This window comes from Massilia mucilaginosa (assembly GCF_011682145.1).
GTDB classification, from domain to species: Bacteria; Pseudomonadota; Gammaproteobacteria; order Burkholderiales; family Burkholderiaceae_D; genus Telluria_A; species Telluria_A mucilaginosa.
The window spans coordinates 1-24,426 of sequence record NZ_WHJH01000070.1 but is presented as its reverse complement, the minus strand read 5'-3'; the positions used below and the strand labels follow the sequence as shown (position 1 = coordinate 24,426).

General features: G+C 64.3%; 29 protein-coding genes. 11 read left to right on the top strand and 18 right to left on the bottom strand.

Going from position 1 to position 24,426, the window contains the following annotated elements; all coding sequences use genetic code 11:
* Positions 1-190: 190 nt before the first annotated feature.
* Positions 191-748, top strand: a complete 558-nt coding sequence (locus tag F2P45_RS30900) for a hypothetical protein (RefSeq protein WP_166882052.1) — start codon at positions 191-193, stop codon at positions 746-748.
* Between the two features lie 214 nt (positions 749-962).
* A complete protein-coding gene (locus F2P45_RS30895) occupies positions 963-1,346 on the top strand; it encodes a hypothetical protein (RefSeq protein ID WP_166882051.1) in 384 nt (127 codons plus the stop codon).
* A 9-nt stretch (positions 1,347-1,355) separates the two neighbouring features.
* On the opposite strand, the gene F2P45_RS30890 is transcribed toward F2P45_RS30895, so the two are convergent.
* Entirely contained in the window at positions 1,356-2,237 is an 882-nt protein-coding gene (locus tag F2P45_RS30890) for a universal stress protein (RefSeq protein WP_229505399.1), read from the bottom strand.
* A 100-nt stretch (positions 2,238-2,337) separates the two neighbouring features.
* On the opposite strand from F2P45_RS30890, the gene phbB reads away from it, so the two are divergent.
* Positions 2,338-3,084: an acetoacetyl-CoA reductase gene (gene phbB, locus F2P45_RS30885; RefSeq protein WP_188130257.1), complete on the top strand. Its 747-nt coding sequence runs from the start codon at positions 2,338-2,340 to the stop codon at positions 3,082-3,084.
* Positions 3,085-3,138: 54 nt separating this feature from the next.
* Here the strand turns inward: phbB and F2P45_RS30880 are convergent, their stop codons facing one another.
* The 4 genes from F2P45_RS30880 to hyi form a co-directional block, all read right to left on the bottom strand.
* Positions 3,139-3,501 (bottom strand): TraR/DksA family transcriptional regulator, encoded by a 363-nt coding sequence (locus F2P45_RS30880; protein WP_166882050.1) that lies wholly within the window; start codon positions 3,499-3,501, stop codon positions 3,139-3,141.
* A gap of 144 nt (positions 3,502-3,645) precedes the next feature.
* Entirely contained in the window at positions 3,646-4,089 is a 444-nt protein-coding gene (locus tag F2P45_RS30875) for a hypothetical protein (protein ID WP_166882049.1), read from the bottom strand.
* An 18-nt stretch (positions 4,090-4,107) separates the two neighbouring features.
* A complete protein-coding gene (locus F2P45_RS30870; protein ID WP_166882048.1) occupies positions 4,108-4,962 on the bottom strand; it encodes a hypothetical protein in 855 nt (284 codons plus the stop codon).
* Between the two features lie 147 nt (positions 4,963-5,109).
* Positions 5,110-5,886 (bottom strand): hydroxypyruvate isomerase, encoded by a 777-nt coding sequence (hyi, locus tag F2P45_RS30865; RefSeq protein ID WP_166882047.1) that lies wholly within the window; start codon positions 5,884-5,886, stop codon positions 5,110-5,112.
* Between the two features lie 225 nt (positions 5,887-6,111).
* On the opposite strand from hyi, the gene F2P45_RS30860 reads away from it, so the two are divergent.
* The 3 genes from F2P45_RS30860 to F2P45_RS30850 all read left to right on the top strand — a co-directional run bounded on the left by F2P45_RS30860 (position 6,112) and on the right by F2P45_RS30850 (position 7,694).
* Positions 6,112-6,360: a DUF4160 domain-containing protein gene (locus tag F2P45_RS30860; RefSeq protein ID WP_166882046.1), complete on the top strand. Its 249-nt coding sequence runs from the start codon at positions 6,112-6,114 to the stop codon at positions 6,358-6,360.
* Positions 6,347-6,772 carry a DUF2442 domain-containing protein gene (locus F2P45_RS30855; RefSeq protein WP_166882045.1) on the top strand — a complete coding sequence of 142 codons (426 nt, stop codon included), beginning with the start codon at positions 6,347-6,349 and terminating at the stop codon, positions 6,770-6,772. The genes F2P45_RS30860 and F2P45_RS30855 overlap by 14 nt, the downstream gene beginning before the upstream one ends.
* Positions 6,773-7,160: 388 nt before the next feature.
* Entirely contained in the window at positions 7,161-7,694 is a 534-nt protein-coding gene (locus tag F2P45_RS30850) for a DUF2867 domain-containing protein (protein ID WP_166882044.1), read from the top strand.
* Between the two features lie 199 nt (positions 7,695-7,893).
* Here F2P45_RS30850 and F2P45_RS30845 read toward each other — a convergent pair whose 3' ends face one another.
* The 5 genes from F2P45_RS30845 to F2P45_RS30825 form a co-directional block, all read right to left on the bottom strand.
* Positions 7,894-8,493 (bottom strand): ORF6N domain-containing protein, encoded by a 600-nt coding sequence (locus F2P45_RS30845; protein WP_166882043.1) that lies wholly within the window; start codon positions 8,491-8,493, stop codon positions 7,894-7,896.
* Between the two features lie 277 nt (positions 8,494-8,770).
* Complete coding sequence (locus F2P45_RS30840) at positions 8,771-10,060, bottom strand: MFS transporter (RefSeq protein ID WP_166882042.1); 1,290 nt, start codon at positions 10,058-10,060, stop codon at positions 8,771-8,773.
* Between the two features lie 3 nt (positions 10,061-10,063).
* Positions 10,064-10,510: a MarR family winged helix-turn-helix transcriptional regulator gene (locus tag F2P45_RS30835; RefSeq protein WP_166882041.1), complete on the bottom strand. Its 447-nt coding sequence runs from the start codon at positions 10,508-10,510 to the stop codon at positions 10,064-10,066.
* Between the two features lie 167 nt (positions 10,511-10,677).
* Positions 10,678-12,051, bottom strand: a complete 1,374-nt coding sequence (locus F2P45_RS30830; protein WP_166882040.1) for a DEAD/DEAH box helicase — start codon at positions 12,049-12,051, stop codon at positions 10,678-10,680.
* Between the two features lie 245 nt (positions 12,052-12,296).
* Positions 12,297-13,076, bottom strand: coding sequence for an inositol monophosphatase family protein (locus tag F2P45_RS30825; protein ID WP_166882058.1), 780 nt, complete (start codon positions 13,074-13,076; stop codon positions 12,297-12,299).
* Between the two features lie 178 nt (positions 13,077-13,254).
* On the opposite strand from F2P45_RS30825, the gene F2P45_RS30820 reads away from it, so the two are divergent.
* Both F2P45_RS30820 and F2P45_RS30815 read left to right on the top strand, forming a co-directional pair.
* Positions 13,255-14,019: an RNA methyltransferase gene (locus tag F2P45_RS30820; RefSeq protein WP_166882039.1), complete on the top strand. Its 765-nt coding sequence runs from the start codon at positions 13,255-13,257 to the stop codon at positions 14,017-14,019.
* Complete coding sequence (locus tag F2P45_RS30815) at positions 14,016-15,335, top strand: hypothetical protein (protein WP_166882038.1); 1,320 nt, start codon at positions 14,016-14,018, stop codon at positions 15,333-15,335. The genes F2P45_RS30820 and F2P45_RS30815 overlap by 4 nt, the downstream gene beginning before the upstream one ends.
* A gap of 35 nt (positions 15,336-15,370) precedes the next feature.
* Here the strand turns inward: F2P45_RS30815 and F2P45_RS30810 are convergent, their stop codons facing one another.
* Positions 15,371-16,084 (bottom strand): PEP-CTERM sorting domain-containing protein, encoded by a 714-nt coding sequence (locus tag F2P45_RS30810; RefSeq protein WP_166882037.1) that lies wholly within the window; start codon positions 16,082-16,084, stop codon positions 15,371-15,373.
* A gap of 151 nt (positions 16,085-16,235) precedes the next feature.
* Here F2P45_RS30810 and F2P45_RS30805 point away from each other — a divergent pair, with 151 nt between their 5' ends.
* On the top strand, positions 16,236-16,469 hold the full coding sequence (locus F2P45_RS30805; RefSeq protein WP_166882036.1) for a hypothetical protein: 234 nt from the start codon (positions 16,236-16,238) through the stop codon (positions 16,467-16,469).
* Positions 16,429-16,845, top strand: coding sequence for a hypothetical protein (locus tag F2P45_RS30800; protein ID WP_166882035.1), 417 nt, complete (start codon positions 16,429-16,431; stop codon positions 16,843-16,845). Before F2P45_RS30805 ends, F2P45_RS30800 begins: the two co-directional genes overlap by 41 nt.
* Here the strand turns inward: F2P45_RS30800 and F2P45_RS30795 are convergent.
* A complete protein-coding gene (locus F2P45_RS30795) occupies positions 16,834-17,250 on the bottom strand; it encodes a 4-oxalocrotonate tautomerase (protein WP_166882034.1) in 417 nt (138 codons plus the stop codon). The two genes, F2P45_RS30800 and F2P45_RS30795, sit on opposite strands and share 12 nt — an antisense overlap.
* A 54-nt stretch (positions 17,251-17,304) precedes the next feature.
* Here F2P45_RS30795 and F2P45_RS30790 point away from each other — a divergent pair, with 54 nt between their 5' ends.
* The gene (locus F2P45_RS30790; protein WP_166882033.1) at positions 17,305-17,991 is read left to right on the top strand and encodes a TetR/AcrR family transcriptional regulator; all 687 of its coding nucleotides are present in this window, start codon (positions 17,305-17,307) and stop codon (positions 17,989-17,991) included.
* Between the two features lie 321 nt (positions 17,992-18,312).
* Here F2P45_RS30790 and F2P45_RS35770 read toward each other — a convergent pair whose 3' ends face one another.
* The 6 genes from F2P45_RS35770 to F2P45_RS30755 all read right to left on the bottom strand — a co-directional run bounded on the left by F2P45_RS35770 (position 18,313) and on the right by F2P45_RS30755 (position 24,083).
* Positions 18,313-19,089, bottom strand: a complete 777-nt coding sequence (locus tag F2P45_RS35770; RefSeq protein WP_223164861.1) for a transposase — start codon at positions 19,087-19,089, stop codon at positions 18,313-18,315.
* Between the two features lie 67 nt (positions 19,090-19,156).
* Positions 19,157-19,855, bottom strand: a complete 699-nt coding sequence (locus F2P45_RS30775) for a DUF8198 family protein (RefSeq protein WP_166882032.1) — start codon at positions 19,853-19,855, stop codon at positions 19,157-19,159.
* A gap of 38 nt (positions 19,856-19,893) precedes the next feature.
* Positions 19,894-20,313: a hypothetical protein gene (locus tag F2P45_RS30770; protein WP_166882031.1), complete on the bottom strand. Its 420-nt coding sequence runs from the start codon at positions 20,311-20,313 to the stop codon at positions 19,894-19,896.
* A complete protein-coding gene (locus F2P45_RS30765; protein WP_166882030.1) occupies positions 20,306-21,613 on the bottom strand; it encodes a dual specificity protein phosphatase family protein in 1,308 nt (435 codons plus the stop codon). The genes F2P45_RS30770 and F2P45_RS30765 overlap by 8 nt, the downstream gene beginning before the upstream one ends.
* 12 nt (positions 21,614-21,625) lie before the next feature.
* Positions 21,626-23,437, bottom strand: a complete 1,812-nt coding sequence (locus F2P45_RS30760; protein ID WP_166882029.1) for a bifunctional alpha/beta hydrolase/class I SAM-dependent methyltransferase — start codon at positions 23,435-23,437, stop codon at positions 21,626-21,628.
* A gap of 46 nt (positions 23,438-23,483) precedes the next feature.
* On the bottom strand, positions 23,484-24,083 hold the full coding sequence (locus tag F2P45_RS30755) for a CDP-alcohol phosphatidyltransferase family protein (RefSeq protein ID WP_166882028.1): 600 nt from the start codon (positions 24,081-24,083) through the stop codon (positions 23,484-23,486).
* Positions 24,084-24,426: the final 343 nt, after the last annotated feature.

Genomic DNA, 24,426 nt, shown 5'->3' with positions numbered 1-24,426 from the left:
TGCGAGCGTTCTGGCCGTGCGGAGGCGGCCGGGGAAGCGGCATGCCTTCGATTTATTATACGGAGAAATATTTACGGCGCGCAGAGGAAGATTTCTTTTTGTTGCTCTGTGGCCTTAGGTGCGTTTGCGTACAGAATAAATGGCAGGTCGGGTGCATGCTTGGGCCATCATTAATGCAGGAGGAGTTAGCATGTCTACAATCGTTGCAGGTCACTTTCAGCTTCAGGACGAAGTTGACAACGCGCGTCGCGAGCTGGTACGCGCCGGTTTTCCAGAGGACCGCATCTCGGCCTTTTTCCTTAACCAGCCGGGCCAGCATGACCAGACCGCGATTGGCGGCGACCATCTCCAGTCGCCTGGCGCCAAGGAAACCCCGGAGGGCGTGATGGCGGGCGCCGCCACCGGTGGCGCGATCGGCGTCGCGGTCGGTGCGGCCACCTCGGTCGTGACCGGTCCGGTCGGCCCGATTGTCGGCGGCCTGGTCGGGGCGCACGTCGGTTCGCTGTTCAGTCTGTCGAAGATGAAGGATGCCGGCGAGGGCGAAGAGGGCAGCAGCGAAAACCGCTACGAGCCGCGCCAGTCGGGCATGCTGATCGCGGTCGCGGCCGACCAGCCGGACGACGAAACGCGCGCCATCGACGTGCTGCGCCGCCTTGGTTCGCACCATATCGAGCGCGCCAAGGGCACCATCGCCGGCGGCGACTGGACCGATTTCGATCCGCTCAGTATGCCGGTGCTGGTGCAGTAAGCCAGGCCAGTCGGTTTGCCGGCGCGCCGCCCCGCCATTGCGCCGGGCGGCGCGTTTGCGTCTGGATGCCTGTTTCATCGCGCCAGCAACAGCGGTAAAAATCGCTTCCCATCAGCGGCTTTTTGCGTATTATGCTCTTTACATAGTGCATCAACGTACCAGTCCAGCCGGGGCATCCGCGCCGGTGACTGCGTGCTTCCGGGAGGACGCGACCATGACCCAAGCCTGGCTCACCCTGACGAGCATGGACGGACGCGACATCGCCGCGCCCACCGAGGCGCAGCTGGCGGCGGTCCTTGCCGAGCTGTACGCGCCCCTGCGCAAAGACAAGGGCAAAGGCAAAGCCAAGAGCCCGCCCGCCGCCTCGGCCGAACCGGCCAGCGCGGCGCTGCGCTTCGGCTACGACGATGGCCTCATGTATGTGATCGAGGTGAGCAGCGGCGGCCAGATCCGCTTCGAAGAATGGTCCGACCGCGACTGCGAACTGGCGCTCGCGCCGCCGCGCCGGATGAGCGCCGACCTGCCCCTGGCCCAGCAGCTGTGGGCCTTGATGGCGCGCCGCCAGGTCTCGCGCATTCGCGAGCTCGACTGGCACTGAGGCGTCGCCTCAGTGCGCCATGAGCACGGGCACATTCATCGCTGCGAGCAAAGTGCGCGTGACCCCGCCCAGGATGGTTTCGCGCACGCGCGAGTGGCCGTAGGCGCCCATCACCAGCAGGTCGGCATTTTTCTGCGCGACCAGCGCCAGCAGGGCGTCGCCCACGTGCTGGCGCTTGTGCGCCAGCGGGTGCGTCGCGAAACTGGCGCGCACCCCGTGCCGCGCCAGCCACGCGCGCGGATCGGCCGCCTGCGCTTCGGCCGCCGTGTGGCTGCCCGGCCCGGTATCGAACACGGCCAGGTCCACGCTGGCCGCGTGGCGCAGCAGCGGCAGCGCCAGTCGCAGCGCGATCGCGGCCTCGCGGCTGGCGTCCCACGACACCAGCACGCGCTGGCCGACGCTGGCGCGCTCGCCCGAGAACGGCACCAGCAGCACCGGCGTGCCGGCGTGCAGCACCACGTCGGCGGGCAGGTCGGCCAGCAGGCCAGGGCCGCCCTGATCGGGATCGGACTGGCTGAGCACGATCACATCGGCCACCCGCCCATGCAGGCACAGGCCGCCGGCGGCGTCGTCGTCGAGCACGCGCGCTTCGTACGAGGACAGGCCGGCCGCTTCGCAGCGCGCGCTGAACGCCGCCAGCGCGCTGTGCGCCTGTTCGCGCAAAAAGCCCAGGTGCAGCGCCAGGGTGGGGTCGGTCTGGCCGGGCGGCAGGTTCGGATGCAGCGTGCGCGACACGCCGGTCGGGGCCACCCCGATCAGGTGCCCGCCCTGCTTTGCCAGCGCGATCGCCACGCCGATGCGCGCGGGAGCGGAGGTGCTGTCGTCAACGTGGACGAGGATGGTCTGGAACGCCATGATGATGCCTGTCTCGGTGAACGTGATATGCATCATCTTAAACCATCTTTCCCCAAGCTTTGATATTGCTCAATGTTGCGTACGGTAAGCACCCTAGACTTGGGGTCGGACTTCACCACGATGACAGGAAAGCATGATGGAAATCAAAAGAGTGGCACTCGTAACCGGGGGCATGGGAGGTTTGGGTACGGCAATTTGCCAGCGCTTGCACCGGGCAGGCTTTTGCGTGGCGGCCACGTATTCGCCGCACAACAGCTCGCCCGAAGGCTGGCTGGCGGCGCAGCGCGACGAGGGCTTCCGCTTCACGGCCTACAAGGTCGATGTGGGCGACTTTGCCGACAGCGAATGGATGGTGCAAAAATTGTTGTCCGAACAGGGGCGGCTGGATGTGCTGGTCAATAACGCCGGCATCACGCGCGACCGCAGCCTGGCCAAGATGCAGCACGACGACTGGGTCGAGGTCATGCGCACCAATCTCGACAGCGTGTTCAACCTGTCCAAGCAGGCCATCGAGCCGATGATCGCGCAGGGCTGGGGGCGGATCATCAATATCTCGTCGGTGAACGGGCAGAAGGGCGCTTTCGGCCAGGCCAACTATGCCGCCGCCAAGGCCGGCATGCACGGCTTCACCAAGGCGCTGGCGCTGGAAATGGCGCGCCACAACGTCACCGTCAACACGGTCTCGCCCGGCTACCTGCGCACGAAGATGGTGATGGCCGTGCCCGACGAGGTGATGAGCAGCCGCATCCTGCCGCAGATTCCGGTCGGACGGCTGGGCGAGCCGGAGGAGGTGGCGGGCCTGGTCGCCTATCTGTCGTCGGACGAGGCGGCCTTCGTGACGGGTGCCAACATCGCCATCAATGGCGGACAGCACATGAGCTGAGCGGGGCATCGGCCAGCTGTACATTGCCTGGCGCGCCGGACGGTTCCGCGTGCGTCAGCGCTTCTCGGCGCGGGTCTGGCAGGCGATGCAGAGCCGCGCTTCCGGGCGCGCCTGCAGGCGCGAAAAGCCGATCGGATTGCCGCATTCCTCGCATTGCCCGTAACTGCCGTCGGCGATGCGCGCCAGCGCCTGGCGCAGGGTGCGCAGTTGCGCCACGTGGTGGCCGGCCGCTTCCAGCGCCAGGTCGTTGAGCAGGCGCACAGTGGCCTTGTCGGCGGGCGAGGTTTCCACCTCCTGTACCGCCAGGTCGCGCGGGCCGGCCAACACCTCGGCCCCATCGCGGCGGGCAAGTTCGGCCAGCCGCTGTTCGAGGCCGGCTTTGAGGAGCGCAAGCTGCCCAGGTTCCAGTCCGTTCATGATCGACGCTCGGGAAGGTGGATGTTGTGTTGGCGCGGCGGCCCGGGTGGCCGCGCGCGGATGGATACGAGTGTAGCGCGTTCGCGCGGCGCTGAATACCGGCGCGCGCGCGCGGGCGGCGATGACTATCCGGCCGGATAGGTTCTATTGGGCCTTGAGCGCCTTGATATGGTCGCGCACACCCTTGAGCGCGAGCGAGACGGTGCCGGGCGCGCCGCTGGCCGCCGCCCCGGCCAGTCCGACCACCGCCGCCACCAGTCCGCTGATGTTGGCGATGACGGTGATTCGACGGATCTTCTCGGCGGCGTCGGCGGTGAGGGCCAGCACGTGCTGCTGCGGCTGGCCCAGGCCCTTGACCACGGCGCGCGCGGCGTCCAGGTACAGCGCGTGCACGTGCTGGCGCAGCAGCAGTTCGTCGTCGAGCAGGGCGAAGGCGTGCCTGCGCTCTTCTTCGCCCCGCGCCGCGCCGGCCGGTGCGCGGATGGCGGTCAGGGCGCGTTCATGGATGGCGCCGGCGACGCCGGACAATTGCGCGGCCAGCGCCATGATGTCTTCCACGCTGGCCAGTCCGTCTTGATCTGTCTTCATAGCACACCTCGATTCGGTTTAGTCGGTAACCAGGCCGGCGCGGATCAGGCGCAGGTCGCGCACCACGTCGGAGAGCATGTGGCGCATCTCGGACGAGGACATCGTGTCGAGGTTCTCGCGCAGTTTCTGGTGCCCCTGCGCCACCTTGGCCAGGCCCTGGCGCGCCAGGTCGATGCGGCGCTCGATCAGGCGGTACTCGCCGGTCTTGGCCTGCACGTGGGCGCGCGCCAGGGTGTGCAGCAGGCGGTCCTGCGGCCGCTCGGCCAGCGGCAGGGCCACCTCGAAAAAGCCGAGCACGGTTTTCTTTTCATTCTCGTGGGCGGCCGCGTAGATATCGGTCAGGCTGGCCATGGCCTCGAGCAGGATGCGCACATCGGCGTCGCCTTCGCGCACCATGGTTTCCACGCTCTCTTTCTGGAGGCGCGAGGTGAGTGCGCGCGTCAGCAGGCGCGCCAGGCCGGTATAGGCGCCCACCTGTTTCTGGCCGAGCGTGGTGTTGCTCATGCCGGCCATGCCCACCCCCAGGGTATCGAGCTGCGGCGTGAAATCGTAGCGCGCCGCGCCCGCCAGTTGGCTCAGGGTTTGCATGTACAGCACCACGGCTTTCTGGATCGTCGCGAAGTCGTTGTAGGCGGCGTGCCGCCTGGCGTCGTTTTCTTTCGCGACTTGCTCGGCGGCGGGCGGCAGGTAGGGCTGCTCGCGCAGATAGGTGTCGCGGTAGCGCGTGGACAGTTCGGCGTAGCCGCCCAGCCGGGCCGAGGCGTCGGCGAATTCGCGCACCTCCTCCAGATTGACGCGGTTGCTGGCGCAGCCGCCCAGCAGCAGGCTGGCGGCGAGGAGGGCGGAGGTGCTCAGTGTGCGAAGGGCGTTCATACATCCTTTCAAGCAGCGGCGGGAAGGCTGGCCAGAAGTTCCCATTCTTGCGCCGATAATTTGCATCGGGTTTGTTTAAAGTCAAACCTCGCTAATGTTTCCACTTGCGAAATATGCCGACGATCATGTTGTTGATTTTGCCACGGATTAAGTAAATACGCTACGCCAATTCAGGCCGGCGATCGTTTCGCCGCGCGGATGGTATTCGCAGCCGACCCAGCCGTCATAACCGAGTTCGTCGAGCAGGGCGAACAGGTAGCGGTAATTGATTTCGCCGGTGCCCGGTTCGTGGCGGCCCGGGTTGTCGGCGGCCTGCATGTGGCCGATCAGGGGCAGGCGGGCGCGGATGGTATTGGCCAGTTCGCCTTCCATGCGCTGCATGTGATAGATGTCGTACTGCATGAACAGGTTCGGCGCGCCGCACTCGGCGATCACGGCGGCGGCCTGGGCGCTCCCGGTGAGGAAGTAGCCCGGCATGTCGTAGGTGTTGATCGGCTCGATCATCAGGTCGATGCCGTGCGCGGCCAGCTGGGCGGCGGCGAGACGCAGGTTGGCGATGTAGGTTTCGTGCGCGCGTTCGCGCTCCAGGCCGGGTGGCGCGATGCCGGCCAGGCAGTGCAGGCGGCGCACGCCGAGCTGGCGCGCGTAGTCGAGGGCGAGCGCCACGCCGTCCTGGAATTCGTTCAGGCGGCGCGGGTCGCAGGCCAGGCCGCGCTCGCCCGCGCTCCAGTCGCCCGACGGCAGGTTGTGCAGCACCAGCTGCAAGTCGTAGCGCGCCAGGCGCTCGGCGATCTGGCCGGCGTCGAAGGCGTAGGGGAACAGGAACTCGACCCCGGCGAACCCATTGCCGCGCGCGGCGGCGAAACGGTCGAGGAAGCTTACTTCGGTGAACATCAGGCTGAGGTTGGCGCAGAATTTGGGCATCGGCATCGCTTCGAATTTGGCAATGCTTCATCGTAATCCAAATGTCGGCACGTGGCGCGGTCTCGGGGGCAGGCGACGTGGTCGACGCAACTGTCTGCCTGATCAGTAGACGTGGGCGCTACGCAGAGCTAGGGTCGGCTGGCGGATACGACGCTGCATGAACACGACGGTGCCACTGTCCCCTGTCGACCGCGAATAACCCAATCAGTTTAAGTTACGGATACAATGCCAACTGTACTGACGATGTTCGGCCTGCGCGGGGTGATCTACTCAAACGATCACCGACCTGCTCATGTTCACGTTCAAGGTAAGGGATGTGAAGCAGTGTTCAATCTTCATTGCCCGGACGGGCCTCCCCAATTGCGCGAGAACTATGGTTTTTCGCAAAGGGAACTTGGAAAGATTGCCGCTGCGCTTGTCAAAGATCTGGCGCTGCTATGTGCTCAATGGAGGGTGATCCATGGCTATTTCTGATTCAACATTCAATGCTGCAAACCGCCGCGGGGCGGCAAAAAAAGTGGCTTTTCCGGCAGTGGTGGCGGTACGTTATGACCGCCGCATTTCTCGCATCGTGATGTCGTTGGCATCCGGCCTGCAAATTGCGTTTGCGCCCCGCGACGTACAAGGTTTTGAACATGCCCAACCGGAAGATTTGGTCGATGCCGAGATCAGTCCTTCCGGTTTGGGCGTGCATTTCCCCAAACTCGATGCCGACCTGTACCTCCCCGCGCTGCTGGAGGGCTTTCTCGGTTCCAGGCGCTGGATGGCGTCGCAGATGGGCAAGGTGGGCGGCGCGTCATCGAGCGATGCCAAGACGGCCGCTGCGCGTGAAAACGGCAAGCTTGGTGGCCGTCCAAAGAAAATCAGGAGTGTGGCTGGTACGTAAAGGCCGGAGCAAGGTGCCCGCGCCACGCTGCGTTGTTGCTCTGCTTTTCCATGGCGTCGTCTGCTGCCAAAGCGACACCGGAACACGCGGTCGATATCAAGCTTGGCGCGCCTGGCTGCCGATGCACGCCTTGCGTCGGGCGCGCCGCAGAGAAACTGGGGATCATGGTTGCAAAAGAGTAAACGTTGCCTGAATTTCTGTTACATTATGAGCCTGAAGAACGGATTGCTTGTTTCGAAGCACCTTGAATAACTGCTTGGCCGCTGTCGGCCAAGCAGCCGCCTGTCGTGGCCGTCCGCTTGCGGGCAGACTCGCGGCACCCCGTTGATCGGTATATGGTCGCCCGCATCGATGAGCCTCTCTCACGACTACACTCCTGGACGCCGCCATGAACCTTCCCCGCAACACGACCTCGACCAAAGCGCGCGCTGTGCCCATGCCCGGCAACAGCGTGCTGGCGCCGCTTTACGCCAACGCGGACCTGTCTGACGCCTTTGCCATTACCCTGCCGCAGGAGGCGAGCGATGATCTGGAGGTGCTGGCACGCATCGCATTAGAGCGCCAGGCGTGGTGGATTCGTGCGCTCCTGCGTGTCCGCGACGGGGTGATGGCGACAGTCGGCGTCGCATCGTCTGGCGCCGTCGGTCTTGCCGGAGCGGCGCGCGGGCCGGTTGTCGGCTTCCTGCCGCTGCTGTCAAAGAGCGCGACCGAGGTGATCCTGGGCGCGGATGACCGGCATCTCGACTTCCGCGTCACCATCCAGTTTCGCGACGATGCGGCACATGGCCGCGAGCTGCTCGCGGGGACGGTGGTGCATTGCCATAACAGGCTGGGACGTGTCTATCTTGCGACGATTGCGCCGTTTCATCGCGTGATCATGCGGGCCAATCTGGAACGGGCGGTCAGAGAAATGAGGACTTGAGCCTGCATTGGCGCTACGACGGCAGGAGGCATGACTGAGCGCGCTGCTGATCTCCACGGTTGCTGGCGGCTGAGCCAGGAAACAGCGATGAGGAGATGGAGGCACTCTTCCGTACTATCGTCATCCACATCGCGTCTCATTTTCAAGAACGTGCATCCGGCATGCTCGGGCGCTTGAGCCCATGAGGAGCAAATGTTGTTTACATGCTCGCTTTCGGCGTGGCGGAACCCTCTGTGGGGGTGACAAAGCCGATGGCGCGCTTTTTCACGGGCTCGGCCGGCGCCACCAGTGCGCGGATGACGTCAAAAATCTGTTTGAGTTGCACCCGCGTGTCGTCCGCAAACGTGTCGTGCTGAAGGGGCAGCAGCGCCGTCTTGTTTTCCAGCTCGTTAAGGCGCAGTGCTAGTTCATTGTTCGATGCGAGCACTTCGCGCAGGCGCACGAAGGCGCGCATGATCTCGATGTTCACCGCGATGGCCTGCATGCCGCCCAGAACGGACGAGAGCATTGCGACGCCCAGTTCGGTAAAGGCATAGGGCGGGTAGCGTCGGCCGCCGCGGCCGCTGTTTGAGATAACAGATTGTGATCTCAAAGTTGACCATTCACCGGGATCGAGCTGAAACATGAAGTCTGCCGGGAAACGACTGGCATTGCGCTTAACCGCCTGCACTAGATTGCCCGTGGTTACGCCGTACAGTGCCGCCAGGTCGACATCAAGCATGACCTTCTGTTCGCGGACGAGGCGGATTTGGCTGGTGATGCTGACTGTGGGCAGGTGAGAGGACGGTTTGGCACTCATGACAATGGCGTCGCGTGGTTGGGTGGCGTGAGCAAATCCGGCCTGCTACTCTCCGGGCCAGAGTAGCTGATCGAGGGCGACGCTTGTCCCCCTTCGCGAAGATCGTTAGCGTATTTCTATGATTGTCGTCGACACGAATAAGTTCAATGAACTCGTCGTTCAGCCGCGCTTAGCGTGCGCATTCACAGTGTATTGAGCGCTAACAGGCATGTGACAAGCAACTAAGCACAGTAAAAGGGGGCGAGCACTGCAGGAAGTCACGGCCGTGCCCGCCAATTTACCTCTGCGCCGGCGGCATTGCCCCATCCGCAATCGTCCCCATCGGCGTGAGCAGCCAGGCCAGCAGCGCCGCCCCCACCAGGAACAATCCGGCGCCGCCGAACAGCTGCGCCAGGGTGGTGTATTGCAGCAGCCAGCCGGTCAGCGCCGCCGACAGCGGTGCCACGCCCATAAAAATGAACATGAAAATGCTCATCGCCCGTCCCAGCATGGCGCGCGGCACGCGTTGCTGCAGCCAGCTGAACACCGCCACCTGCATGAAGCCGCCCAGCACGCCGATCACCAGCAGCAGGGCCGCCGCCTGCCAGGTAGCCAGCACCAGCCCGAGCGGGATCAGCAGCAGCCCGACCAGCACATCGACCAGCAGCACCGTGGTGCCGAAATTGCGTACCCTGAACTTGCCCAGCACACCGCTGAGCGCCATCCCCGCCAGGCTGCCGGCCCCATGCACGCCCATGATCAGGCCCAGCGCCGACGCCCCGTGCAGCACGGTGCTGGCCAGTACCGGCAGCGCCACCTGCATGGCGCCGCCCACCACGAACGCACACAGGCCCCAGTACAGCATGCTGGTGCGCAACGCCATGTCGTTCCACACCATGCCAATGCCGGCGCCAACCGCGCGCAGCACCGGCTCCGGCGCCGCCTTCGGGGCCGCGTGCAGCAGGCGCACCCTGGACAAGGTCCAGGCCGACAGCAGGAAGCTGGCGCTGTCGAGCGCGAAGGCGATCCCGATGCCGGCCGCGCTGCCGTTTCCGCCAGCGCGGCTGCCATCGCCGAACAGCGCGATCAGCATGCCGGCCAGCAGCGGCCCGGCCAGCATGGTGACCTGGCGGATTCCCATCATGATGCCGTTGGCCATTGGCAGTTGGGCCGGCGCCACCACGTTCGGCAGCATCGAGGTGCCGGCCGGAATGCTGAAGGCCGAGGCGAAACCGATCGCCAGCGCCAGCGCGCTGATCGGCATCAGTTCCATGTGGCCGCTGAACACCATGACCGCCAGCACGCCCAGCAAGACGGTATTCACGTACTTGCTGATCATCAGCATCGACTTGGGCGAGTAGCGGTCGACCAGGGCGCCGCCGAGCAGGATGAAGATGGCGCGCGGCACGCTCATCAGGGCGATCACCAGCCCCATCTTGAGCGGGTCGCCGGTGCTCACCAGCACCAGCCAGGGCAGGGCGATCATGGTGAACTGGTCGCCCAGGGCCGAGATGATGGCGCCGCCCATCATCCAGCGGAAATTCGGCTCGCGCAGCAGGGCCGAGCGGGCTTGTTGAGGATCGTCCATGGCTTAGCTGTTGCTCAGGTTGATGCCGGCGATCTGGCCCAGGATGGCCGACATCGCTTCGAGCTGGTCCGGCGCGAACGGGCGCAGCGCTTCACGGCTGATCAGGTCGACGACATCGCTGGCGTGCAGCGCCAGTTCCTGCCCGGCGGGGGTGATCACGGCAAAGCCGACTCTGGCGTCGCGCGGGTCGGCTTCGCGCGTGACCAGGCCGATCTTTTCCAGCGGCAGCAGGCTGCGCGTGATGCCCGAGGCGGTCAGGCCGAGCCGTTCGGCCAGGTCGACCCGGCGCAGGCGTGCGCCCGGCGCGCGGCTCAGGTGGTTGAGGATCTGGAAGTCGGAAAAGCTGATGCCATGGTGCCCGCCCAGCGAGTTGTCGAAACGGCGCAGCAGGGCTGCGTTGGCGCGCGCCATGCGCAGGCACAGTTCGGCGTGGGAATTGAGTTCATTCATTGCGATCTCCTTTAGTAATGCGGTATAAATGTTTGAGTACGCAAGTATATCCGTTTTTAAGGCGCGTGGGCATCAATTTTCGCCTGTCGTTGCCGATGGGCTATTTGATGGCCACGCGCCGAGGCAGGCAGTCCGGCTGCGCAGAGCCGGACTGCTTGCACCATTACTTAGCGGCCACGGCCACCAGAGCGATGCGGCGCCGCCGGACGCGGACCGCGCGCGCCAGCCGTCCCACCGCCACCACCGCCGCCGGCGCTGCGTGGCTTGGCTGGCGCACGGCCACCGCCGCCGCCGACCTTGACCACTTGGCCGCCGCCGGAGCGGCCGCCACGGCCGCCATGGCCCGGCGCGCCGCTACGCAGCTGCACCGGCTGTGCGCGCGCGGTCGGGTCCGGCTCGAAACCGGCGATGATCTGGCGCGGCAGGGTTTGCTTGATCAGCTTTTCGATATCCTTGAGCATGTCGTGCTCGTCCACGCAGACCAGCGACACGGCTTCGCCGGTGGCGCCGGCGCGGCCGGTACGGCCGATACGGTGCACATAGTCTTCAGGAATGTTCGGCAGGTCGTAGTTGACCACGTGCGGCAACTGGTCGATATCGATACCGCGCGCGGCGATGTCGGTCGCGACCAGCACTTGCAGCGCGCCATCCTTGAATTCCGACAGCGCCTTGGTGCGCGCCGACTGGCTCTTGTTGCCGTGGATCGCCATGGCGCCGATGCCATCCGCGCCGAGCTGTTCGACCAGCTTGTTGGCGCCGTGCTTGGTGCGGGTAAACACCAGCACCTGGGTCCATTTGTTCGACTTGATCAGGTGCGACAGCATCGGATGCTTCTTGTCGCGGTCGACCGGGTGGATCTTTTGCGAAATGACTTCGACCGTCGAATTGCGGCGCGCCACTTCGATCATGGCCGGCTTGTTCAGCAAGCCATCGGCCAGGGCCTTGATCTCTTCCGAGAAGGTGGCCGAGAACAGCAGGTTCTGGCGCTTCGGCGGCAGGGCGGCCAGCACTTTTTTGATGTCGCGGATGAAACCCATGTCGAGCATGCGGTCGGCTTCGTCCAGGATCAGGATTTCGACCTTCGACAGGTCGACCGTACGCTGTTCCATGTGGTCCAGCAGGCGGCCTGGCGTTGCCACCAGGATGTCGACGCCGTGCTTGAGCTGCTTGATCTGCGGATTGATGCCGACGCCGCCGAAAATCACGGCCGAGTTCAGATTGGTGTACTTGCCGTACACGCGCACGCTTTCCTCGACCTGGGCCGCCAGTTCGCGGGTCGGGGTCAGGATCAGTGCGCGCACCGAGCGGGTCGACGTTTTGCTGCTCTGGGCCGCGCCGACCGCATCGGTCGAGAGGCGGTTCAGGATCGGCAGGGTAAAACCGGCGGTCTTGCCGGTGCCGGTTTGTGCGCCCGCCAGCAGGTCGCCGCCGTTCAGCACGGCGGGAATCGCCTGGGTCTGGATCGGGGTCGGGACGGTGTAACCGTGTTCGGTTACGGCACGAACGATAGCATCGGACAGGCCGAGTTTAGAAAATGACATGATAACTTTATGGTGGAGATCGGCCCGTCGCTCATGCAAAAAGCGCCAGTCGCAGGCAATCAATATTAGAAAATCGTGGTGGCAAAGGCACTGGAAACGGTGCCACCCGACATTGCAGCATACACAGCGATGCTAAATTTAACAGAAATAGGTTTCGCTGTGGAAATTTCACGTGCAGCTTGTTAAGCCTGGCGGAGGGAAAGCGGAGGCCTTACACGGCCTCCTGGACAGCTTAGTACAGTATTTTACGCGAAAGGCGCCAACAGCGTGACCATCTGGCCAAAGACCTTGGGGCTGGCGGCGATGATGTCGCCCTTGTGCAGGTAGTCGGACTCGCCGTTGAACTCGCCGACGATGCCGCCCGCTTCCGTCACCAGCAGCGAGCCGGCGGCGATATCCCAGGCTTTCAGGCCCTTTTCGTAGAAACCGTCGCTGCGCCCGGCGGCCACGTTGGCCAGTTCCAGCGCGGCCGAACCGGCGCTGCGCACGGCCTGGCAACGCTCGGCGACGACGCCGTACATTTTCATGTATTCGCTCAGGGCGCGCGGACCGGCGGCATGGCCGGAGCACAGCAGGGTGTTGGCCAGGCGGTCGTGCTTGGTCACGCGGATGCGCTTGTCGTTCAGGTAGGCGCCGGCGCCCTTGGAGGCGGTGTACAGATCGTTACGCACCGGATCGTAGATCACGGCCTGCGTGACGATGCCGCGCTGGGCCAGCGCGATCGAGACGCAATAGTTGGGATAGCCGTGCATGAAATTGGTGGTGCCATCGATCGGGTCGATGATCCAGGCGAATTCGCTCTCGTCGTTCAGGTTGGCGGATGCACCCGACTCCTCGGCCAGGATCGCATGGTCGGGATAGGCTTTGAGCAAGGTTTCGATGATCGCCTGTTCGGCCGCCTGGTCGACATCGGTGACGAAATCGTTGTGTTGTTTTTCAGTAACACTGATCCGGTCGACGTCGAAGGACGCGCGCTGGATCACGGTGGCGGCGCGGCGAGCTGCCTTGATCGCCGTATTGAGCATTGGGTGCATGTAGAGCTTCCGTTAAAAGAACGCTAACGCCCACGGCGCCCCCTTGGGCGCAGCGAACGGTAATGAACAAGAATGAATTAAAGAGCGGTGCGGCGGCGAACTGGTTAAAATCGCGGGCTTGTCAGCCCTGTTTTTACTCATCCGCCACTGCGCGATAGCGCTATTTTAAATGAACACGCCCGAAATCAACACGTCTGTTTTCAAACGCCTCCGATTTGTCCTGGTCGAGACCAGCCGCGCCGGCAATATCGGCGCGGCGGCGCGCGCCATCAAAACCATGGGATTTACCGATCTGGTGCTGGTCAATCCGCGCTTTCCGGATGCCTTGCAAGACCCGGAAGCGGTGGCGTTCGCCAGCGGCGCCCAGGATGTGCTGGAAGGGGCGCGCATCGTCGGCAGCATCGGCCAGGCCCTGGAAGGCTGCAATTTCGCCGCCGCCGTCTCGGCGCGCCTGCGCGAATTCTCGCCGCCGGTGTGGACGCCGCGCGCCTTTGCCGGGCATGTGGCGGGGCAGGGCGACTTGTCGGCCGCGCTCATTTTCGGCAACGAGCGCTTCGGTTTGCCGAACCAGATCGTCGAGCAGTGCAATGTGCTGATCAATATCCCCGCCAATCCCGACTATTCCTCGCTCAACCTGGCCCAGGCGGCCCAGGTGCTGGCCTACGAATGCCGGGTGGCCGGCGACACCGGCGTGGCGGCGCCGAGCGCGATCGGCTTTCATGGCGATTCCGCCAGCCTGGACCAGGTCGAGGGCATGTATGCGCATCTTGAACAAGCGCTGGTGGCGATCGGCTTTCTCGACGCCGACAATCCCAAAAAGCTCATGCCGCGCCTGAAACGCCTGTTTTCGCGCACCCAGCTCGAGACCGAGGAAGTCAACATCCTGCGCGGCATCGCCCGCCATATCCTCAAGGCGCGCGCGGACGGCCGGTGAGCGCGCCGCGCCAGGGCTGTTGTTTCGCCTACCTGCAGCGCATCGGCCTGATCAACGGCAGGCAATACCGTGACGCCATGGCACGACCCGCGGGGCGGGAATTGTCGGCCAGCCCGACTCTGGTCGCGCCGCTGGCGTGGCTGACGCAACATGGGCTGGTAGCGGCGGAGCAACTGGTCGCCGCCTTTGACACCCTGGAGCTGGCCAGCGACCGCAACATGCTCGGCCAGGCGCTGGAACAATGCGAGTTGTTCTGCATGGACGCCAACGGGGTCTGGTTCGATCAGCTGGTGCGCGAAGACCTGGCGCTGGCGGACCAGCGCGCGGCCGTACTGGAGGCCGTCGGTTTCGAGAAACCCTTGAGCTCGCCGGGCGAGGTGCTGGTGCGGATGGTGGACGAGGGCTTGATGACGCGCCAGCGCTTCGACGCCGTGCGCGAGCTCACCCGTGGTAGCGCAAGGCGCATGGCCATCCTGGAAGAAGCCGTGGCCAGGTTCGCCGCCCGCGCGCCGACGCGGCGCAGCGCGGCCGCGCGCAATGCGCGTCCGAAGCCGTTCTGGTTCCAGCTGTCGCTGTTTTTGGGCGTGCCGCTGGGCGTGGTGATCGGCTTGGGCCTGATCTGGCGCGAGGTCAACGCGCTGCCCGCCTGCGATGGCTGGACGGTGCGCGCCAGGATCGAGGACATGCTGCCGCGTGGCGCCGGGGCGACGCTGGCCGGCATCCGCGAGGTCGGCTATCTTCGCCGGACAGGGGTGCGCGGGTGCGGCGCCACGGCGAGCATCGGCGGCAAGGCCGTTGCGTTCGCCTTTACCCTGGCCAAGGACAAGGAGGACGACCTGGTGCTGGTGCAGGCCGATCCGGTGATCGTGCAGACGCGCTTCGGCCGCCCCGGCGCCAATGACAAGGCGGCCGACCTGGTGTATCCGATGACGCGCGCCGCGCTTGAGTCGGCCATGCGCGACGGGATCAAGTCGATCATGCCGCAGGGCGATCTGCGCGCGGCCGAGCATCGCCAGCGCCTGGCGCGCCGGAATTACCCCGGCCGATGGGCCTTGTCCAGCCGGGAACTGCGCGGTGAAATCGCCGATCTCGAACCGGTCGCGCCCTGTCGCGCCGTGGTGGTGCTCCAGCGCTACAGCTGCCGCCTGCTGATCGAACGCAACGACCCGCTGCGCATGGGCAATGGCGGCGGTTCCACCCTGCACGAGGGCGAGTTTAGCTTCGAGCATAACGAATACACCGGCGCCTGGCGGACCGGCGAATATTTCAAATGGGAATACGCGGCGGCCATCGCGGCCCCGCGTCCGGCGCGATAAGTCTGCGGACCAGGGCAACGTCTGGCCGGCTCGACTTAGCGCTGAGCAGCTGCTTTGCGACGGGCAATGGCGCCAAGGGCCAGCAGGCCGGCGGCGAACATGGCGTAGGCCGACGGCTCCGGCACCGGCGACGTTACCACTGGCGTCAGCGAGGTGATGACGGCGGTGGCGCCGAACTGAGCGCCGTCGGACAGGCGCAGCCAGTTGTACTTGATCGTGGCCTCATCGAATGCGGACAGCGGTAGCGACCTGGGAATGGATGGGCCGGAAATGGCATTCCCGGAAGCATCGAAAAGAGATACCTGAATCGAACGCATTGCCGTCATTCCGGGGGTATATGAGTTGGCAAGCAAGACGAACCCGTCGTAGTTGGATGCCATTGCGTCCTTTACCACGATCATCGATAAGCCAGAGTTGTCGGTGGTGAAGGTGTAAGCGGGCCGGTCGAAGGAGATGGTTGCCTGGATCTGGGGGCCCTGGTATGTCAGATCGCTACCGTTTGCAGGTTGCGGGAACTGGAGCGTGGTCGACAGCGGTGTGCCCAGATCGAAGGAAAATTGTCCGTGCACGCTGTCGCCGTTGACAACGTCCGCTCCCGACAGGGTGCTCGACGTGACGATGGCGATGTTGCTACCATCATATTCGTACATCGATTCCACTTTGGCGGTGAAATCGAAGGTGAGTACCTGGGCGTTGGCGCTGCCCGTCGCAAACAAGGCGGCGAGGAGGGTGCCGGCGAAAATCTTCATGCTCATCCTGAAAGTTGATGTATTGAAATTGTTAATTTGATCATTTTTATGGCTTTGTGTCAATGTGATTTCTGAAGCGCGTGGTAGCGTTGATGTGGAGCAACGTTTGATCATGTTGTAAAGTGGGAAATTAACATTGCGCCGAGCAGTCATGTCCGCTGAGTCGTCAACAAGTCCCATTGTCGTTCCCCGGCAGAGCGGCCTGATCACCCCTCACCAGGCCAGCCGCGCGCTGGCGCATCCCCGGTATGGCGAACTGGCCGGGTATCCGGCGCTGGCCGATCACCTGGTCTGGCTGGTCCTGCGCGGTATCCTGGATGTGGATCGCCGCGGAGAAGCTGGCGATGAAGAAGATCGTGGCGGAAGTCACGCGTTTGAAGGATGACTTCCTGTATCCCACGCTGTACTGCATTGGTGACGATGGCAATGTGGACGGGGTCGTAACGTCGACGCTGTGCGATACGGTATGGGCGCTGCGTGGACCACTGCTGGGAGAGTTGCTTGGTCCGCTAGATGGCGTGTCCAGCGGCTGGTGTCATTTTCGATTCGATGTGGGTATCAACTTCCTTCATTCGAGTGATGAAGTTCTCCCGCAGCAGTTTGACACAGGGGGCGCGGATAAGTTCTTCATTCGTGCTCCTTTTGCATTTCATTTGATGGGAGCAAAAACAAATGACTTGTCTATGGCTCCCGGAAGTCTTTCAATTCCACGCGATCAGCACCGCATGGAGACGGCTTCACCGACAGGCTCAGCCCTTTGAAACGGCTTCGCCTATCGCGGCATTGGTCAACGGAACCCCGTTGATGTTCCACGTACCGTCGACCGCATGCACGCCGTTTGCCCAAATTCGTTCCTTGGGCAGCTTCCTGCCGGAAAGGTCATGAATGATTTTGGTGGCTGCGTTGAAGAAGCTAGCCTGGATCTTGTTATCGGCAAGCGCAAATGACGGAGTCTTCGTTTCAAACCAGGCGCCGTCAACTTCCTTTCCTCCGGAGAACGTCAAGCCCTTCGGCAGGATGTTCACGTGAGCTGTAACGTTTGGCGTCATGACATTGTTTCCAGACATCCCGTGATGCTCCAGGAACGAGGCGGTGAGCTCAGCGATGGCTTGCTTCACGGCGCTCTGAGATAGGACGCCTTCCGTGAGTGTGAGTGTGAGTGGCATGTGAATATTCCTAGAATATGAGTTGAACCTGATGTCTTTACATCAGCGCAGCCATTGGATAACGACCGTGATCTAACATTAGATGACGATCGTTATCCTGTCAAGTACAATGACGTTTGCTTTGATTTCGAAGGGGTATTCATGCGCTACACGCCTGAGCAGAAACGCCAAACAGCGGCCAACATCCTCGCTGCGGCTGGGCGTGCGTTTCGCCTGGACGGCTATGGCGGTGCAGGTGTAGACGGCTTGGCCCAAGAGGCGGGCGTGACATCTGGAGCTTTTTACAAGCATTTTTCGTCGAAGGCTGCGGCATTTGAAGCGGCGGTCGACGCTGGATTGAAGGACTTTCAGCACACGGCAGAGCTTGCCATTGCCGAAAAGCACAGTGACTGGCTTGTCGCGCTCGTGGACTATTACTTTAGCCGTGAGCACCGGATGAATCTCGCGGGCGGCTGCGCTGTACCCGGGCTTACGTGCGAGGTTGCTCGCGGTAATGAACAAGTGCGTGTGGTGTACCAACAGGGCATTGAAAGGGTAGTGTCCACGATAGAAACGGGATTGACGCACCTAGGTAAAAGCGAGCGCAGGCCGCGCGCTTGGGCGATGCTGGCCATGCTCAGTGGTGGTGTTCAGATAGCCAGAGCGGTGCATGACGAGGCGCAAGCCACAGAGATCGCGCTGGCCATGCGTGACGCTGTGCTGCACTTCGCAAAGGCGCCAGGCAATATTCCGGAGCCCTAAAATTCGCCGATAAACAGCTTGGCAAGCTCAGGGAACGAGCGGGTTCGCGTCCACGCGCTTCGTCAAAGATGTGCGCCTCGATGATTCACGGAGCAGTCCTGACGTGACGCAACGGGCGACCCGCGCAGGATGACAGAAGACCAGCTCGCCATTTATCGGCGCGAAGTGCTCGCCGCGATCGACCGCAGCGCGCCGATCAGGATCGTCAGCGTCCAACGCCACCATCTCCCGCCCCGAACTCAGGCTGTGTTGATCCGTCGAAACGGCGGTAGGTCGTCGATGTCGCTGTGCGGCAGGCCAGTACTTAGTCGAGGGTGTCCCTCAGTGGCGACCAGCCCTCTCCGAACCGGCGTATCGCCACCATTCTCCAAGCCAGTGCCTGATCATCAGCAACAACTGCCGGGCGCGATCGGTAAGCTTGTTGGGACGTCGTCCACGCTGGAGGTAATAGCGCTCGGACGGCGCCAACACGGAGCAGAACGGCAGCGCCCAGCACCGCTTCGCCCACGGGATCGGCGCTATCAGCATCAGGCACAGCCAGCGCAAGCCGCTCGCCTCGACGAAATGACGGTGACTCGAGCGCACCGGATCGCGGTAAATGCCTTGGGCAGCGATCTTGGCGCCGCGCCGCCGCTCAATGGGGGACCTCGAAAAACCGTAGCGAGCGGTGCAAGTTTCGCCCGAGAAGCGGAGCCGTACGAAGGTGCGGTGAGCATCGCAGGACGAAAATTGCGCCGCGCAGCAGGTTTTTCGAGGTCCCCAATGGTATCGTCCAGCGCCATGAGCAATGGTGCCGCCGGGTACAAACGCTTCGACCAGCAGCTCCAGCAAGCGCCGACTTGCCGCCGGCGTCGGCCATTTGACGCGATTGAGAACGCGATGATATTCCTGGAATTTCCGCTCATGGGGCAAATCCATGACGCGTAGTACGGCACTGACCGTACGCGCTCCAACGGCCAGGATGGCGCCTGTCAACAGGGCCTGTACCAGTGTCCAAGCACGCTTGGAAAACAGATCGGAAAATCCTGCAATGGCCTTCGTAAGCCCGGATGCTATTACTGTCATGATGAACCTGGCTGCAACGAGCGGATCAATCATCGACTACCCATCGGGCTTGCCTTCCCTCGTCCATCGCTCACAAATGGTCGAAGTCAAGCCCTCGAAGTTAAAACACATCGAACGGGTCCTTGCGCCCCGCGTAGATATGCCCCATGGCACGCCGTTCGCGCCCGACGATGGTGTCGACAAAGCGGGCCGGCTTCTTCATTTTCTTGAAGCTGCCGAAGCCGCGTTCGAGGAACTGGTGCAGCTCGCTCACGCCGGCCAGCTTGGCTGGTCCGCGCATCACCGACAGGGTCAGCGACAGGAGCGGAATGCGCACCAGCGTGCATAGCGAATCGCCCAGCTGCTGCACCAGGTTGAGCTGGCGCGCGCGGTCCTCGGGCCCGCTGGCGCTGCGGTAGGCCATCAGGTACGCCTGTTCATCGAACTGCGCGCCCAGCACGCGTGCCAGGCCCGTGTCGAGCTTTTCGGTCAGCGCATCGAGCGCGATGGCGCCGGTGATGGTGTGCAGCGATTCCGCCGGCAGCAGCCGTTGCAGGCTGGGCACGATGCGTTCGAGGTCGGCCTCGCGCTGCCCCAGATCGTGGGCGCCGTAGATATCGTTGAGAAAGAACGCGGCCGCCTCGCGCGTGTCGGGCGCTGCAAGCAGGTCGGGGTGGGTAGCCGCCAGGCGCGCCGACTGGTAGCGCTTGACTGCCGTGCGCGCCGCCTGCAGGGCCGGATCGCGGCGCGCCGCCTCGCGCTCGGCGGCAACCGCGCGCAGATGGCTTTCCAGTTCTTTGGCCAGCGTGTCTTTGTTCATGTTTCTTGCACCGGAAACAGGCTGAGGAAGAACGTACACTACCCCAAAAGCAGCACGGCGGCCAGCAGCAGCGCTTGCGCCAGTACAAGTCCGATTTGCCACAGCAGGAAGCGGCGCGCGCCCTGCCAGCGCTGCGCCAGCGTGCGCTGCGGTAAAGGCGTGCTGCGGCCCATGCAGGCGCCCAGGGCGGCGTCGAAGGCGGCCTCGTGGCCGGGGTTGTGTGCCAGCACGGCGAACAGGTCGGCGTCGAGCGCGGCGCGCCAGGCAAAATATTTTTCGCCCAGGCCAAGCAGCAGGGCCAGCACCGCCGCCGGCGGCGTCACCTGGCCCAGCAGCGCGCACAGCACGCCCAGCGCCAGCAGCAGCGACGAGGCATGGTCGACCGGGGCGCCCACGCGCAGAAATGACGCCATCACGCCGGCCGCCGTGGCTTGCTCGCGCGGGAGTGGATCAGCCATGGGCGCGGGTTTCCAGCAAAGTTAATTGCGCCTGGTTCAGCACCACTTGCGGGCGCGCCTGACGCAGCATGGACAGCGCCTGCGCGGCGTCGGCCGCCAGGCCCCGGCGCAGCAGCCAGCCGGCGATCACCAGCGCGCTGCGCGAGTAGCCCAGCGCGCAGTGCACCAGCACCGGCGCCTGCGCGTGCAGGCGTTCGAGGGCGTCGATGGCGGCGTCGAGCTGGGCGCGCGAAGGGGCGCGCAGGTCGAGCATCGGCACGCTCTCGTAATGCCTGCGCTTGTGCGGCGCGGCGTGGAATTCGGCGGTCAGGTCGAGCACCGCCATGTCGGCCAGCGCTTCGCGCCCGGGTACGCGCCCGATCCACACACCCGGCACCACTTCGGCGCGCGCCGGGATGGCGCGGGTGAACCAGCGCGACGAGGTCCAGGCGCCCAGCTGGTAGGGCAGCAGCAGGGTGCGCGCGGCCCAGCTGGTGCGCCCGCCGTGTTTCTGGAACACGTTGACGCCGAAGTGGCTGTAGGCCAGCGCCACCAGCAGCAAGGCGGTGCCGGGCCATGTCAGTAGCCAGGCCCAGCCGCCCAGCAGGGCCGCCGCCGCCCACAGAGCCGCGCCGCCGATGCCGTAGAACAGCGCCAGCGGCTTGCCGCGCGCGCCGGGGACGGGTGCGCGTTGCCAGCCGTGCGGGGCGTCCGGAAACACGTAGACGCAGGCCACCGCCACCAGCAGGCCGCCGACGATGTCGATCGCGTGGTGCTGGAAGGTGGTGAGCACCGATACGCCGATCAGGAAGAACCAGGCGTGCAGCAGCCATAGACCCACGCCGCGCAAGTGGCGCCCGTAGACCAGCCACAGCAGCACCAGCAGGCTGATATGCAGCGACGGCGCCTGGTTGAACGGCTTGTCGAATCCGGCCAGCGCGGTAAACAAGGCGCCGTTAAAGCCGGTGGTCTCGGGCCGGTCGAAGGAAAAGCGCAGCGGGAACAGGAAAAAGAACAGCACCGACACGCAGGTGGCCATCAGCAGCCGCTTCGCGTGGGTGTCGAGCTCGGCCTTGGTGACGCACATGAACAGCGAGACCGCATAAAAGGCGTCGATCGACATGTATGGCAGGATGGTCCAGTCCCAGAACGGGATATGCCGTTCCCATGCGAAGGCCAGGCTGCCCACGTGCGGCAGGCTGGCGCTCCACCAGTTGGCCAGCCCGTAGGTCAGGAAGAAGAAGGGGCCGAGGAAGGCCAGCCAGACGCAGGCGCGGCGCCATGGCCGCGGCTCTCCCTGCGGCGTTGCAGGAGCCGCCATCAGGGCCACCATTTAACGCACGGCCGCGCCGGTGCGGCGTGCCAGCGAGACGGTGAAAATGCCCCATTCGTCGGTGAACTGGTCGACCTTCTCGAAGCCGGCGTCGGCCACCAGCTGGTCCATCTCGCCCTGGGTGCGGCGGCGCATGACCCAGGCCTGGCCCTGGCGGTGGCTGGTCAGCGAGCGCGCGATCAGTTCGAGCTGCGGATGCCATGGCTGGCCGGTGTAGACCAGGTAGCCGCCTTCGTCGACCGCTTCGGCCAGGCCCGCCAGCGAAGCGCGGATCAGGGCGTTGTCGGGGAACAGTTCGTACAGGCCCGAGACCACCGCCAGGGTCGGGCGCGGCGTGAGCGTGGCCAGCGAGCCGCGGTCGAAGGCGTCGCCCAGCACGAAGCGCGCGCGCCCGGCCAGGCCCATCGATTCGATCAGGCGCGAACCGCCGTCGACATTGAGCTGGCTGTAGTCGCGCAGCAGGATCTGCTCGACCCGCTGCTGCTGCGGCGCCAGCGCTTCCAGGATGTAGCGGCCGTGGCCGGCGGCGATGTCGACGATGCGTACAGGCGTGGCAGCCGCTTCCAGGCGCGCGATGGCGCTGGCGATCAGGCGTTCGGCGTGCACTTTGCGCACGCGGATGCCGCGCCAGCCGACGCTGTTCAGATAGATGCGGTCGACCAGGGTGCCCAGCAGCGGCACGCCGGTGGCCTTGTTGCGGTATACATAGTCGAGCGTGGTGCCGGAGTCGTAGCCGGTGTCGGCGCCGATGCGCAGTCCCTCCGACAGCTTGGCGCCGACCCCGATCCAGAAGCGCGACATGGCCCAGTAGGCGCTGGCCAGGCTTGATGATGGCGGGCGGCTGATGTTGTCGAATTCGGTCTTGGTCAGGCCGTGCTTGTCGGCGTCGAGCAGGCTCGGTACCGAGGCGGGCGCGGCGAACTGGCGCACGATGAAGGCGCGCGCCAGGTCGACCGCCTTGGCGCGATCGAGCTCGCCCAGGGTGTCGTGATAAAAGCCGTCGAGCACATGCTTTTCCTTGACCGGGCTGCCCAGGCGCTCAAAAAAGGCGTGCTGCGGGCCGTGATGCACCACCCAGTCGGCGCCGGAGATCAGCAGCTGGGTCGGCACGGTGATGGCGCCGGCGTCGGCCACCACGCGTTCGCCGGTGTCGTACAGGCCGAGCAGGATGTTGACGGCGATCGGGCGCGTGATCAGCGGGTCGGCGTTGTAGGATGCGATGCGGGCTGGATCGTGCGTCAGGAACTTGGCCTTGACGTAGGAATTGACAAAGAACTTGCCGCGCAAGGCTTGCAGCAGCGCCAGGCCGGGACGGGCCAGCGGCACGTACAGCTTGACCTTGAAGGCGGGCGAGGCCAGCACCAGGGCGCGGATCGCCGGTGCGTAGTCGTGCACCCAGGCCGAGGCCACCACCGCGCCCACGCTTTGCGCGATCACCGCCAGCTCGCTCGGGGCGATGGCGTAGGTGGCGCCGATGTGGGTGATGAAGGCGTCCATGTCCTTGATCAGGGTGGCCATGCTGTCGGCGTAGCCGCGTTCGCCGCTTGATCGGCCCAGACCGCGCGCATCCCAGGCGAAGAAGGCGAATTCGGGCAATTTGAGTTCGTCGACCAGGTGCGCCACGCGGCCGCCGTGTTCGTGCCCGCGGTGAAACAGCACCACGGCGCGCTGGCCGCTGGTGGCGGCGCCGGGCCAGTAGCGGTAGAACAGGCGCGTCCCGTCGAAGCTGTCGAAGCCGCATTCCTGGCAGGCGCGGACGGTGTTGGCGCTGCTGCTACTGTTGTTGCTGGTGCTGCTGTGATCAATGGTCATCGGTCAGGGTCCTGGATGTGGGAGGGCATGTGTCGGAGAAGGTCGATCAGGGCGCACCGGCGGCGGCGCGCCGGGCGCGGTTCCAGCAGGTCAGCGCCAGCAGGACCAGCATGAGGATCAGCACCGGATTGAGGTAAGGCAGGACCGGCACGCCGGTGCCGATCAGCAGGCCGAGCAGGCCGAACAGGAAAGCGCGGTCGCTCTTGCCGGACGGGCCGTCGTAGCGCCGTCCGGCGCCGGTGGTCTGCCCCACCACGCCGATGAATTCGGTCAGCGTGGACAGGTAAATCACCGCGTACACCAGTTGCGGATTGACCCCCGCCAGCGCGGCGAACGGCGCCAAGAGGGCGGCGTCGGCGATCAGGTCGCCGACTTCATTGAGCACGGCACCCAGTTTGCTCTGCTGCCCGTGCTCGCGCGCCAGCATGCCGTCGACCGCATTCAGCGCCATGCGCGCCAGCATGAACAGCGGCAGCAGCAGGTAGGGCAGGGTGGAGCCGGCCAACAGCATCCATGCGCCATAGGCCACCGAGGCCAGCATGGCCGCCACGGTGACCATGTTGGCCGTGACCGAGCGGCGAAACAGCCAGCTGGTGAAGGGGCGCAGGAGCGCCTGGAAGCGTGGCTTGAGGTCGTATATCGTCATCGTGGGACAAGAAAAGTGGCGTGCAAAGTGGGCCATGGGAGGCGCGGGCGCGCAGGCGCGGATCGCAGCGCCTGTCATGGTGAAACCGGCGTAAAACCGATTCTGTAAAGTAATACATTCTATTATTACACGAAGTTACGATTCCTCAAAGTAATAAAACATAGTAATAACTATACGTTTAAAGTTAACCCGGGCCCGCCTTTTTACCAGAAACTACTAGCCTGAATTTTGCATAAAAAAGGGCAAGAATGCCGTAAGTGATTGATAAAATGTGAGTTATCTAGAAACACAGCTATCAACAAAAACGCCACCTTGCCCGACATGAATTCTACCTCAGAGCAGC